General features: G+C 45.1%; 11 protein-coding genes. 3 read left to right on the top strand and 8 right to left on the bottom strand.

Translation table 11 applies throughout. The features are described from left to right. Positions 1-40: 40 nt before the first annotated feature. The 6 genes from DXA54_RS10505 to DXA54_RS10485 all read right to left on the bottom strand — a co-directional run bounded on the left by DXA54_RS10505 (position 41) and on the right by DXA54_RS10485 (position 6070). Positions 41-3196 carry a hypothetical protein gene (locus DXA54_RS10505; protein WP_004307786.1) on the bottom strand — a complete coding sequence of 1052 codons (3156 nt, stop codon included), beginning with the start codon at positions 3194-3196 and terminating at the stop codon, positions 41-43. Positions 3197-3315: 119 nt separating this feature from the next. Beyond that, a complete protein-coding gene (locus tag DXA54_RS28190) occupies positions 3316-3411 on the bottom strand; it encodes a smalltalk protein (RefSeq protein WP_005681936.1) in 96 nt (31 codons plus the stop codon). A gap of 5 nt (positions 3412-3416) precedes the next feature. Continuing rightward, entirely contained in the window at positions 3417-3953 is a 537-nt protein-coding gene (locus tag DXA54_RS10500) for an N-acetylmuramoyl-L-alanine amidase (protein ID WP_120079434.1), read from the bottom strand. Positions 3954-4054: 101 nt separating this feature from the next. Further along, positions 4055-4573 carry an HU family DNA-binding protein gene (locus tag DXA54_RS10495; RefSeq protein WP_120079432.1) on the bottom strand — a complete coding sequence of 173 codons (519 nt, stop codon included), beginning with the start codon at positions 4571-4573 and terminating at the stop codon, positions 4055-4057. A gap of 204 nt (positions 4574-4777) precedes the next feature. Continuing rightward, entirely contained in the window at positions 4778-5647 is an 870-nt protein-coding gene (locus DXA54_RS10490; RefSeq protein ID WP_120079430.1) for a DUF4373 domain-containing protein, read from the bottom strand. 21 nt (positions 5648-5668) lie between these two features. Next, the gene (locus DXA54_RS10485) at positions 5669-6070 is read right to left on the bottom strand and encodes a hypothetical protein (RefSeq protein WP_120079428.1); all 402 of its coding nucleotides are present in this window, start codon (positions 6068-6070) and stop codon (positions 5669-5671) included. Positions 6071-6553: 483 nt separating this feature from the next. On the opposite strand from DXA54_RS10485, the gene DXA54_RS10480 reads away from it, so the two are divergent. Beyond that, positions 6554-7267, top strand: a complete 714-nt coding sequence (locus tag DXA54_RS10480) for a S24 family peptidase (protein WP_022198927.1) — start codon at positions 6554-6556, stop codon at positions 7265-7267. A gap of 74 nt (positions 7268-7341) precedes the next feature. Here DXA54_RS10480 and miaB read toward each other — a convergent pair whose 3' ends face one another. Beyond that, the gene (gene miaB / locus DXA54_RS10475) at positions 7342-8715 is read right to left on the bottom strand and encodes a tRNA (N6-isopentenyl adenosine(37)-C2)-methylthiotransferase MiaB (RefSeq protein WP_120079426.1); all 1374 of its coding nucleotides are present in this window, start codon (positions 8713-8715) and stop codon (positions 7342-7344) included. Between the two features lie 336 nt (positions 8716-9051). Between miaB and DXA54_RS10470 the strand changes: the two genes are divergently transcribed. Then, complete coding sequence (locus DXA54_RS10470) at positions 9052-9522, top strand: hypothetical protein (protein WP_004302860.1); 471 nt, start codon at positions 9052-9054, stop codon at positions 9520-9522. Positions 9523-9656: 134 nt separating this feature from the next. Continuing rightward, positions 9657-11156: an acetyl-CoA hydrolase/transferase family protein gene (locus DXA54_RS10465; protein WP_022198929.1), complete on the top strand. Its 1500-nt coding sequence runs from the start codon at positions 9657-9659 to the stop codon at positions 11154-11156. Positions 11157-11390: 234 nt separating this feature from the next. Here the strand turns inward: DXA54_RS10465 and dacB are convergent, their stop codons facing one another. Next, entirely contained in the window at positions 11391-12797 is a 1407-nt protein-coding gene (dacB, locus tag DXA54_RS10460) for a D-alanyl-D-alanine carboxypeptidase/D-alanyl-D-alanine-endopeptidase (protein WP_120079424.1), read from the bottom strand. Between the last annotated feature and the right edge of the window lie 12 nt (positions 12798-12809).

Genomic DNA, 12809 nt, shown 5'->3' with positions numbered 1-12809 from the left:
CAATTTCATTATCAAGTTAAACCATTCATTGAATTACTTATCATTTACCAAAATGATAAATATACTGTTGAAGCATTACCTTACGGGCGTCCGCATCCAGATAATAACTATCTGTCAGCCGACTATAATTATCATATTCAAATTTCGTTATGACATTATTGGGATCGGTAATGGAAACAACTCCCTGCAAAGGGACATATTCATAGGTGGTAACCCGCGTATTACCGGGAAGTCTCTCACGAAGAGAGTTTATCTTATCCCATATCTCTTCAGTAGGTACGGCAAGTGAGGCCCAATCACCGAAAACGTCTTCGATGTCTCCATCATAACCAAGCGCCACACTCACCTGCTGCCGGGTAGCATTCTCTATCTTGGCTATAGGATAGCGGTTGCGATATCCCCAAATGAAGAGAACAGGCGTATCGTCTTTTGCCATAATTTCGCATACATTACTATTACTGTCATACGATTGGTAAACGACTTCATCACGAAAGTCCGCCATTCGGTCAGTTTTAAATTGCACCCTCACCGGGAGGCAGGTGCCGGACTTAAACAAGATCCTCTTTTCCGTGCATTGCTCGTCTTCGACGTGTTTATGCAAAGAGAGTATGGCAGGATAACCATCCAGATAAGTATAATGATCCGAGAATTGTACGCCGTCACTGTTTGTAAAGTCCACCCTACGTGGCTTCAACGAAGAACCTGGATTGGAGAGATGGCGGTCGTCATACGCATATTGCTTTTCCGTCGACATTACCCGTTGTCTCCCGTTCACTTTGCAATAATATTGTGTCGTTTCTTTATCAAGTGCCCAATACGTTTCACAATCCAAATAATAAGTAGTCCTCATATTCGTAGCAGAATGGGTATTGTCATTGTCAGCCACAAATACCGGCTTGCCAAGCAGGCTATTCGGTTTTTTCATGTACAAATCAACATCCACTATCAGCTTCCGGACAGGAAGATCCACAGGAATATTATACGGGCCCGCGATTACTTTTTTATATTCGTATCGGGTAGATGACACTAGCTCTTGCCCGTCGAAACGGTCTATACCCATAAGAGCCCCATTTCTCTGATTGGTCTCAAAATAGCCTGTAACAAAATCATCAGAAGGTTCATAAGGATGTCCGGGAAGCATCCGCCCAAGTCGATTCAATACGCTTTCCGGTTGATTCAACATAAACTCCCGGACAGAAGCGGATGTATTCTCCCCACTTTCCCAATGCAGAACGTCCTCAAAAGCATGTGCATCCACATCATAGTAATAGACGGTCTTTTGTGAAATGCCTCCTCCCAATATCTCTTCACTGACAATATTGTACATTACCGGACTTCCGTTACGAAAGGTAATATTAGAGACAGGCATCGAATGATAGACTGTCAAATATTCGTTCCAAAGGCTTTGCCCGTCGTCCATTACTTGCGTTACCGTAGAACAATAATCACGCTCTGTAACTATGTGTTTAATAGCACCGCCGCCCCAAACGGATTCATACTTCTCATTATTGATAACCGTCAGGCCATATCTATAATTCTTACAGAGCCTTTTCCTTGTCTTCGGATCATAGGTTTCTATACTCTTCACCCGCAATCCGCCAACCGGATAGAGGTAGTCTCGATACTCCGGCTGTTGGCTATTGTCACGAAACGCGCCGTAATTGCCTTCGTAAGAGAAAGAGGTTTCAATACCTTGCGGATCTGTTATCCGGTCAAGAATACCCACAATGTTACCAGACGCTTCACGGTCTATTCCGACTGCATTCTCAAATAATACAGTGTCTTTTCTTCCCGTGTTATTGGTATCCGGTAAAGGTATTCTTTTCGAAAAGTTCGGCACTGTCAACTTACTACCATTAGCACTCGCTTCCGAACCGTTCATAAATCCCCAATGATCTACAGCCTTCGTATAGATGGAAGGAACGCTGTTTACACCCACATACCTGAATGAATAAGTTTGCGATTCTACACCGGGAGCGGAGATACGTACAGAATCAAGTTTAGTCAAAGAGGTTTTTCCATTATAGGGAGTTACATAAAAGTTAATGGTACGCACCAGTTCTCCATTCTCATCCGTCACTTGCATTTTATCTAATACACTTGTATTGTTAGGCACTTCACCTACTGCTTTATAACTGACAGACAATCTGTTTCCCATAAAATTCACCTGTGCCAATCGGGTAGTACTCATCCTACCCTCCGCACAGTAACTACCTGACGGGTAACTCATATTCGCTACATAGCTCGAAACGCTCTCTTTATTGGCATTGGGCAAGGAGGAAGAACCTGACGATCTGCCTGCCGTAATTTGATAATAGTTATTGCCACCGCTTTTTTGTTCCATCAGATACAATTTGGGACTCCCGTCTTTATCCCTTTCATCAAAGACCAGCCTGTCATTCAAATTATAATAAGCACTAGGTTCCCATTGATTCTGAAGGGTTTGATACTGAAAACTAACCAATGTAGGATGTGGATAACGGGCTGAACAAATAGAGGTACACATCCAGCGGGTAATAATATCATTCATCGTCTCGTGTACGCCATTGAACAGATATTTGACTCCATTTCCATCTGTTATATTCATATCACTTTCAGCATACCTTACCACATCGCTGTTATGAGGCACAGTAATAAGAGGGGAAGACCTGTCTGAAAAATATCCGCTTCCACCGCCACCCGGCAACTTATAAGTAAACTTATCCGGACGCGTATCCCGTTTATTATCTACCATCTCCCCATAATAAATCAATCGGTCTCTTTCATCACCGGGGACTGTATTTTGAGAAAAATATCGATCAAACCATCCATAATAGTCATTGTCTGCTACCCCGATCACCTGGCGGGCTATAGACGGTTCGAGATTCAATGTCCATCCTGCTCCCGCATATCCGCTTCCTTCTTTGGGCTTAAGCCCCGAAGCATGATAAGACAAAGTAACAGGTATGGTAACCTCCCCTGCAACTATATCATACAAGGGAATTGTTATGTCAGGCACTCCTGTGCAATGATCTATAGGATAAGACTGATATTTCACCATAGCCGTAGCCGTTGGGGAAAGTGGTACAAGTCGTGGAACATCCAGCTTTATTCCATCTTCACTCTGCCCCTTAGCAGATAAAACCGCGAAAAAGGCTGATAATATAAGAAACAGCCTCTTTAGTATTATTTTTTTATTCGTATATAGATTATTCATAACTCGTTTTTTCTATTATTTATCAATAAAATAGTTTAGTCAATACAAAATGAATTAGCAGAGTCCTTCCATTTCACACAATCATGATCTATGGAAGGACTACTACTTAATTTTCTGCTTTACAAATTCATCGCATTAGCGCCCAAAACGCCTGCCAAAGCCGAAGCCACTGCGATAACCACCTTCAGGATCATATCCCATACTGATTTCTTCATTGCCATCATTTACCTCCTTTCTGTTCTTTAATGTGTTGTGTTACTCTGTGTTTCTCCGTACTTCCAGTCTCATCAGTTCTATCGGCAAATGCTCCGAACTCATTGAATTCCTTTGCCACCTCAAAGCACGGGCACTGTTTAATCCATTCTTCCGGCTCTATCTCACCGTTTCCGTTCAAGTCCGGTGAAAGATCCCGGTGTCCGCATACCCGGCAGCCAGGGAATTTCTCCTGTAGTTGCCCAACGAGTTGCCGGAGCGTAGCCCGTTGTGCCGGAGTCCGGGTATCTGTCGGGCGTCCCCGGCAGTCCAGACCACCTTCATAGCAGATACCTATCGAGTGAGCGTTGAAACCTTTGGCGTGTGCTCCGATGCGTTCCACGGGCCGGGTAAGGTGCACTGTTCCATCCTTGCGGATATAATAGTGATAGCCTGTTCCATTGAATCCGCGACGCCGGTGCAACCAGTCCAAATCTTCCGGAGAAAGTGTACAATCCTCCCTCGTGGCGCTGCAATGCACCACAATCAAGTTGATAATCCTCATGTTAGTGGATGATTTCTAGTTTAGTTAAAAGTCAAATGTTTAGTTAAGCCTACGAAGTTTGTCGTTTACATTTTGTGTACTCTTCACTGCTGTGACGCCATTTATGCAGCCGGATCGGGCGCTTCTCCGCCTCCTTCATTACCGCCTCCACCGGGCTTGTCGCTTCCACCGGAGTTGCCGCCTTCCGCACTACCCGCATCGGAAACAAGTTTATCATAACGGGCACACTTCGCACCGGTCACCATCGAACGGGTAGCGGTAGTGCGGTCAAGGTTCCTGGTAGTCGCCGGTTGGAAACGGACGGTAAGCGTAGCCTGTGCAGCCGACACTTCGTCAGAGGTTTCCACACCTTTGCCACGAGCCACCATCACCATACGGAAGGTACCAAGACCGTCCACGCTTACGCTTTCCGAAGATTGCAAGTGTTGACCCATCACCGTCACCAGGTTGTCGAGTGTGTTTTTTACGTCACCCGGAGAGAGGGAAGAGTAGGCTGCTATCTCTTTCGAAAGTTGTGCGGAATCTACGTTTCCCGAACGTACAACTCGGGGGTAGAAGAGTTTTTTACCGCTTTTTTTGTCTTCCAGAGTTGACTGGAAGGGTTTGTACAATACTGGCATAATTGTAATAGTTTTTAGTCGTTAATAATTCTAGTTTGTCTGTGTCTTTAAGCTTATCGACAATGCAAATATAAGACCTTATTTCTGTCTGTGCAAGAGATTTTAAAAGTGTGCGTTAATAAATTCGTTAATATAGGAACTTGCTGTTATATTACTAATTTACAACATATTACACAATACAACAGCATCATAACCTTCATTAATTCAGTTATTCAGGACACTCAACAAATAATGGCCGGGCAGTTTGATCTTTCCGGCACTTGCCCGAATGACACCGAAACCCTTCCAAACCTTACCACCGATTTCTCCGTAATTACTTTTCAGCACGATTGCATACTGTTCGGAGGGAGGAATATGATAAAGGCGAAGGTTATCCAATAGTCCGGAAAGGTTGCGCGGGTGTCCGTCAGCAGGAGCTTGCATCCGGTCAATATCCGACTGTGTCAGTTCGTGTTTCTTCTTCGCCGGTTTTCTGTTAGAAAAATCTCCTCCTTCTTCTCCCTCATCCCCTCCTTTGGGCAAAGGAGGGTTAGGGAGGATGTTTTCTTTCCTTTCTTTTTCTTTTCTTTTTATGAAGGTGCTTTTTGTTGCAGTACCCGGGGATTCTGTTACAGTATCGAGGGTTTGCGTTACAATATCCGGGGTTTCTGCAACAGCATCCGGAAGGGTGGAGTGTACGGTTTCCTCATCCGGCAGCAGACAGTAGTCCGGAGAAATATGACGGCGGCTGCGGCGTTTAGTGATAAAAAGGAACTGCCGCTGAATGTCGGCGGAAGTCAGGATGCCGTAACGTTCGTAGAGAGAGGAATCGAAGAAACCGTACTCCACAAACAGACGAAGCACCCGGCGGACACTATCGTTATCCGTGCTGAAGAGCTGGTCGGAGAGTTCGTCATAGAAGTCATCATCGACATGAATATAATAACCCTCGCCCGAATATAGATAAGACAGGGTATAGAGCAGGATCGTGAAGGCGGAATCGCCTTCACGCTTCATCACACGGCGTACGACACGGTCGTGCATAAAATCGGTATTCAAAGGGAAATAGTCAAGCCCTTGTTTTATTCGTCCCATGATATAAATTGTTTTTATAAATCAGTCTGCCAATTCTAATTTTGATCCTGATTTTAATTCTAATTCCAATTCAAAGACTGATTCGGATTGGAATTCAGAACCTGATTCGGATTCAAATTCCGATTCACGGACTTTCCGCCTTTTCCGTTCAATGCTGGCAGCTACGGTTTCAAGGGCATGCAGAATAAGTTCCCGTCGCAACGTGGGATTTTCCGTAGAGGTTATTACCGGATAATTGCTTTCCCTGTCGCATGCAAGGGAGCGTTTCTCGTTCTTCCGATGGTTCCGGCTGACAGTTTTACGACATTCCTTACAGTAGTTGCCGGGAAGGCCGGTTTTCTTATTGATATAAAAGGCACTTGCCGGAAGAGAGCGTTTGCAACATCCGCAAACGCACAGTGTTTGTACTTTTGAGCTTTTCATTTTGTTATCCAATTATAAATTATAAATGCTAGTTTTTATCAGTCAGGTCTGTAATCATTCAAATACGGAGTATTCGTATACAATATGTTATCCTTTTGTTATCCTATTGCCAGGTATTAACATCTGGCGTTTCAGATATTAATGGTTAGAGAAATAGCTATTAATACTTGAGAGAATAGCTGTTAACAGGCATCAGTAAGCTTTCCGCAGGTGGCGGATGAGAAAATTTCAAGTTTTTTGTGTTTTTCTTGAAGTATTGCATGGCATATCCGTTTTTAATTTATATTTTTGAAACGTTTTCTATTAATCAATGGGACAAAGATAGAATATTTTTCATAAATAAAATATCAATTTTCAATATTAAACCTCAACTATTTCACAAATCATTGATTATAAACATATAGTAAACATATTTTTGAGGCAGCCATTTTTATAGCTGCCATTTGTAAATCCGAGATTAGTCTTTTAAATAAAAAAAACAGAATGGATACAAATTTGGATGTATTAGGTATCATCAAGCGTGCCAAACAGGTATTGAACTTAAAGAGAGACAGCGAACTAGCTGAATACCTGGAAGTTTCGAGAGCAACAGTTACCAATTGGGGAGCACGAAACAGTATTGATTTCCGTCTGCTGCTTGACAAATTCGGAGACAAGGTGGACTATAACTGGCTATTATTGGGAAAAGGAAATCCGAAACATCAGCCGAGATTTTGCCAAAGCGAGCTGGTACAGGGAGAAGTCGAAATTATACACAATCCGAAAACGCCCGAACCAATAGACGACCGTAGCGTGACATTATACGATATTACGGCGGCGGCGAACCTGAAAACATTATTCACCAACAAACAGCAATATGCACTGGGGAAGATATGGATTCCCAATATTTCCGTCTGCGACGGGGCGGTCTACGTCAACGGAGACAGCATGTATCCCATACTGAAATCGGGAGATATTATCGGATACAAGGAAATTAGCAGTTTCGACAACGTGATTTACGGGGAAATATACCTGGTGTCGTTTATGATTGACGGAGACGAGTATCTGGCGGTGAAGTACGTGAATCGTTCGGAAAAAGAAGGGTATCTCAAGCTCGTGAGCTATAATACTCATCATGAGCCGATGGATATTCCATTCGCGTCCATCAATGCGATGGCGATTGTGAAGTTCTCCATCAGGAGACACATGATGATGTAAGTTTTACCACAAAGAATGCAGAAGACACAGAGTTTCAAGGAAGAAAAAAGACCTCCGTGTCCTCTGTGGTGAAATCAGATTTCTTCCCCCTTCAGCGTAGCCGAGCTGGCCTCCGTGACACGCACATTGACGAAATCACCGACACGGTGCGCACCTCTGTCGAACACCACCACACGGTTCTGCTCCGTACGACCGAACAGCTGGTCGCGCGAACGCTTGGAGACTCCTTCCACAAGCACTTCATAGGTTTTACCGATGCAACGCTGGTTGGATTCGGCAGACAGACGGTTCTGCAAAGCGATAATCTCGTTCAGGCGACGCACTTTCACCTCTTCGGGCACATTATCTTCGAGATGCTTGGACGCATACGTTCCCGGACGTTCGGAGTATTTAAACATGAAAGCAGCATCATATCCACATTCTTCCATCAGCGAAAGTGACAAGGCATGATCCTCTTCCGTTTCAGAATGAAAACCGGAGAAAATATCGGTAGTCAGTCCGCAATCGGGGATGATACGTTTGATAGCTGCCACCCGGTCCAGATACCACTCACGGGTATACTTACGGTTCATCAGTTTCAGAATACGCGAACTGCCGCTCTGCACAGGCAGATGGATATGTTTACACACATTCGGAACTTGCGCAATCACTTCCAGCGTTTCATCACTCATATCCTTCGGATGGGAAGTCGTGAAACGAATACGCACTCCCGGAGCAGCCTCGGCCACTGTTCGGAGCAACATCGGGAAAGTACCCACTTCGCCTGTCGGTCTTTCAAAACGGTAAGAGTTGACGTTCTGCCCCAACAGGGTGACTTCCTTATAGCCTTTCGCCACGAGGTCTGCTACTTCATTCAGGATGCTTTCTACGTCACGGCTGCGCTCGCGTCCACGAGTATAGGGCACGATACAATAGGTGCAGAAGTTATTGCAGCCACGCATGATGGATACAAAACCCGAAATATGATTGCCGCAGATACGCGACGGAATCACATCCCGATAAGTCTCGGTAGTAGATAGTTCCACATTGATTGCTTTTTCACCGGTTTCTACGGCCGCAATCAGGTCGGGCAACGTCAGGTAAGCATCCGGCCCCACAACGAGGTCTACATGATGATTCGTTATCAGATCATCCTTTACCCGTTCGGCCATACAGCCCAGTACACCTACAATCAGATGCTTTTTCTTTTTCTTCAGCGAGTGGAAAAACTCCAGGCGATTCAGAATCTTCTGCTCCGCATTGTCGCGGATGGAACAGGTATTCATAAACACGGCATCGGCTTCCTCCAGCGTTTCGGCTACGGAATAACCCGCCATTTGCATCACCGAGGCAATCACCTCACTGTCGGCTACGTTCATCTGGCAGCCATAGGTTTCGATAAACAACTTTTTGTTGTCATCCTTCATTTCAGTTGCGGATTTAAAGTCCGCTCCCGTTAATTCGTTCATACTCAAATCTTAGTTTAAAAATTCGGATGCAAAGATACGGCTTCGCTTTCAATAAGTAGTGAATTGATATCAAAATAACGCAAAAACTTATGATTTGGCAAGCAAATTTGTAATTTATGTTAAGAGAATAAACATTTTTAGGCGATATGCTTGGCATATTTAAATTTATTTTTCACATTTGTGCAATGAAAGAAACATTAGATTTTTTCATAGTTAAGGTTTAGGTTAAAAAAATTAAGGGGAGCTGTGAAGCTGCCCTTTTTTCATAATAAAATGTTAGCCTGAACCAGATAAAATACGTAACTTTGGCAGATAACTAATTAGCAGTGAAACACAATGGAAGATTTTTTGAAATTTCTCTTGATAGCAGGTGTCATTCTTGTGGGAATATTCAAAGAGGTGAATAAGAATAGTAAATCGAAAAAAGCTAAGAATAAACGCCCCGTTTCCCCGATGCCATCCCCCGTTGAAGTAGCTCCGGATGCAGTTCCTATGCCCGAGGCATGGGGTGGCCCCAAGTCGCTGGAAGAATTATTCCAGCCTAAACCCCTGAAACAGACGCCACCGCAACAGTCTCCCAAACAGACGGCGAAACCAGCGGCGCAGCAGAAAAGAAAAAAAGAAGAAATATCCGTTTCCGCATCCCTGGCAAACAGTGCCGCGCAAGATAAACGAAATTCCCAACAAGGTTCTCATTATAACTCTCACACCGAATCAACTGATAACGAACATGATTTCACGATTCACTCCGCAGAAGAAGCCCGCCGCGCTATTATCTGGGGAGAGATACTTCAACGGAAGTATTGAGAGAGCCCGTAAACTCATTGAGTTTCGAATCATTATGTGACGAGTCATTGCCAAGCATTGGTACAAGGCCGTACAAACAGAGAATTAATTATCAATAAAAATATCAACTGTATTTAACACGAAATTTACTATTTATGTCACTCAATCGTATTTCGGCAGCGGAAGCTGCAAGCCTAATCAAACATGGCTACAACATCGGCCTAAGCGGATTTACTCCCGCCGGAACGGCCAAGGCTGTAACAGCCGAACTCGCAAAAATTGCTGAAGCAGAACATGCGAAAGGAAACCCGTTTCAAGTAGGAATTTTCACAGGCGCATCGACAGGGGAATCCTGTGACGGCGTACTGTCACGTGCCAAAGCCATCCGCTACCGCGCTCCTTATACTACCAACGCCGACTTCCGCAAAGCTGTGAACAACGGAGAGATTGCCTACAACGACATACACCTCTCACAAATGGCACAGGAAGTGCGCTACGGGTTCATGGGCAAAGTGAACGTAGCCATCATCGAAGCCTGCGAAGTAACTCCGGACGGAAAAATTTATCTGACTGCCGCCGGTGGCATCGCCCCGACCATCTGCCGTCTTGCCGACCAGATCATCGTGGAGTTGAACAGCGCACACAGCAAATCCGGTATGGGTATGCACGACGTATACGAACCGCTCGACCCGCCTTACCGCCGCGAAATACCGATCTATAAACCGAGTGACCGTATCGGACTGCCTTACGTTCAGGTAGACCCGAAAAAGATTATAGGCGTAGTGGAAACCAACTGGCCGGACGAAGCGCGTTCTTTCGCTGCCGCTGATCCGTTGACCGACAAAATCGGCCAGAATGTTGCCGACTTCCTTGCAGCCGACATGAAACGCGGTATTATCCCGTCCAGTTTCTTGCCTTTGCAATCGGGTGTAGGAAACATCGCCAACGCCGTACTCGGTGCATTGGGACGTGATAAAACGATTCCTGCATTCGAAATGTACACAGAGGTAATCCAGAATTCCGTGATCGGATTGATTCGCGAAGGACGCATCAAATTCGGTAGCGCCTGTTCACTGACTGTTACAAATGACTGTCTGGAAGGCATCTACAACGATATGGATTTCTTCCGCGACAAACTGGTTCTCCGTCCGTCGGAAATCTCAAACAGCCCGGAAATAGTACGCCGCCTCGGTATCATTTCTATCAATACAGCCATCGAAGTTGACCTGTACGGCAACGTAAACTCTACCCATATCGGCGGAACAAAAATGATGAACGGTATCGGTGGTTCGGGAGACTTTACCCGCAACGCTTACATCTCTATCTTCACTTGTCCGTCTGTGGCCAAAGAAGGGAAGATCAGCGCGATCGTACCGATGGTATCCCACCACGACCACACGGAGCACGATGTCAACATCGTTATCACCGAGCAAGGTGTTGCCGATCTTCGTGGCAAGAGCCCGAAAGAACGCGCACAAGCCATCATCGAAAACTGTGCACATCCTGACTACAAAGAGCTTCTTTGGGATTACCTCAAACTGGCCGGTAACCGGGCACAGACTCCACACGCTATTCAGGCTGCACTTGGTATGCACGCAGAGTTGGCTAAGAGTGGCGATATGAAGAATACTAATTGGGCTGAATACTCAAAGTAAATATAATATATATAGTATAGAATTTACAGTATTCGATTCAAAACAAGTATAATTGTATTCTCTGGTAAACAAAATCCTACGATTTTTGCTTATTAGAGAATACAATTGTCTTTTTATAGAAGAATCAATAAAGAGCCCTCCATGGAAAATAGTACCTGCCCCTTGACAACATAGAAATCGGATTCAACAACGGAATTCCACTTTGGTTGTACGGGCTAATGTATTCATATCAGCCTATTTCCCAATAATCACCTCACACACCTTATCCTGAAATGCTCTCGCTTTAGCCGCCGAAAGTACATTCTGGTTCATAATGGCAAATGCCACTTCATGTCCGTTCTTCATCTTCAGATAGCCTGCAAGCGCATTTATTGCCGTAAACGAGCCTGTTTTGGCATGAACATTCCGAAAGGCAGGAGTACTTTTCATCCGGAATTTCAAAGTTCCGTCCACCCCACCAACGGGAAGTGATTTATACAACATCTGAAACACTTCTGTTTGCGAGTACGCATATTTTAGAAAGTCCACCAGCAGGGCAGGAGAGAGGTAATTATAATTGGACAGTCCGCAACCGTCGGCAATCTTATAGTCTTTCGGGTCATGCCCCAAGCGGCGGATCAGCTTCATTATTTCGACAATACCATCTTCGGCAGCTACTTGCTTCTTTCCCGTAGCCTGCGCTCCCAGGCGACAGAGAAATGCTTCCGCATTGAGGTTATCACTCTCTTTCATCAGTTGGTTCAGCACTTTCTGCACAGAAGTGTTCCAGCAAGCCATACGCTCTACTCTCACACTGTCGCGAGGTAATTCGGCAAAGCCATACGACTGGGGAGTCGTGATTCCTTTCCCACGAAGGCGTTCCAGGAAAGTGTGCATAAAGAAACGGGGAGAATCATAGATGTTGACATCATCTTTTCGAATCGAAGTGACATTACCCGAAATAAGGAGGTTGTTTCCATTCGTCAGCCAGTCTCTTGTGAAAGAGAATTTCCCGGCAGAAGAGGTACGTGTTTTCGTCTGATTCGTCACTGTATAATAGGAAGACAGAGGCTGGCAGGAAACACTTGCCGTATCGCCCTGCACCGTGGATGGAACTACGGAAACCTGTACAGTCCCCTTGCAGAACATCAGCGGAGAGAGATAAGGCTGATAACCCGCAGGTGTATCGTCCCACGCCCATCCGCTGCCCCAATAAAGGGAGTCTTTCATTGAAACGTCACCATAGACCTGCCCGTTAATAACCGAAAAAGGGAAAGTGATTACCTCTTCTATCAATGAATCCATCGACTGGCTGTCAAATTCCGGATCGAATCCGCCTACCACATACAGGTTGCCTTGCAAGGTATCATGCTCTATCACGCCATCGTGCCATACTTCGGTGCGGAAAGGCTCGTTGGCTTCGGGGCGGGAAAGTGCGGTAATAGCCGTCAACAGCTTCATGGTAGAGGCAGGACGTGAAAGTTTCTCCGCACGATAGTTATAAAGTGATTTCTTAGCCGTCAGATCGTAGACGGATATGCCGACTTCGGATGCTTCGGGGAGCATCTTCTTGATAAGCGAATCTATCCGGGAGAAATTCTGTTGTCCCCAAAGTGGCAACAAACAAACTGAAAGGGCGACTAACAAAAGACTTTTTTTCATATAACACTGTTT

Source organism: Bacteroides sp. OF03-11BH, from assembly GCF_003604005.1.
In the GTDB taxonomy this organism is placed as follows: Bacteria; Bacteroidota; Bacteroidia; order Bacteroidales; family Bacteroidaceae; genus Bacteroides; species Bacteroides ovatus.
Note: the sequence above shows the minus strand (reverse complement) of the source record. Positions and strands in the feature narration are given on the sequence as shown.

Bases quoted from the DNA above. Each gene is read 5' to 3' on its own strand.
- DXA54_RS10470 (WP_004302860.1), top strand. From the start codon at position 9,052: ATGGAAGATTTTTTGAAATTTCTCTTGATAGCAGGTGTCATTCTTGTG.
- DXA54_RS10505 (WP_004307786.1), bottom strand. From the start codon at position 3,196: ATGAATAATCTATATACGAATAAAAAAATAATACTAAAGAGGCTGTTT.
- DXA54_RS10465 (WP_022198929.1), top strand. From the start codon at position 9,657: ATGTCACTCAATCGTATTTCGGCAGCGGAAGCTGCAAGCCTAATCAAA.
- DXA54_RS10495 (WP_120079432.1), bottom strand. From the start codon at position 4,573: ATGCCAGTATTGTACAAACCCTTCCAGTCAACTCTGGAAGACAAAAAA.
- DXA54_RS28190 (WP_005681936.1), bottom strand. From the start codon at position 3,411: ATGAAGAAATCAGTATGGGATATGATCCTGAAGGTGGTTATCGCAGTG.
- dacB (WP_120079424.1), bottom strand. From the start codon at position 12,797: ATGAAAAAAAGTCTTTTGTTAGTCGCCCTTTCAGTTTGTTTGTTGCCA.
- miaB (WP_120079426.1), bottom strand. From the start codon at position 8,715: ATGAACGAATTAACGGGAGCGGACTTTAAATCCGCAACTGAAATGAAG.
- DXA54_RS10490 (WP_120079430.1), bottom strand. From the start codon at position 5,647: ATGGGACGAATAAAACAAGGGCTTGACTATTTCCCTTTGAATACCGAT.
- DXA54_RS10485 (WP_120079428.1), bottom strand. From the start codon at position 6,070: ATGAAAAGCTCAAAAGTACAAACACTGTGCGTTTGCGGATGTTGCAAA.
- DXA54_RS10480 (WP_022198927.1), top strand. From the start codon at position 6,554: ATGGATACAAATTTGGATGTATTAGGTATCATCAAGCGTGCCAAACAG.
- DXA54_RS10500 (WP_120079434.1), bottom strand. From the start codon at position 3,953: ATGAGGATTATCAACTTGATTGTGGTGCATTGCAGCGCCACGAGGGAG.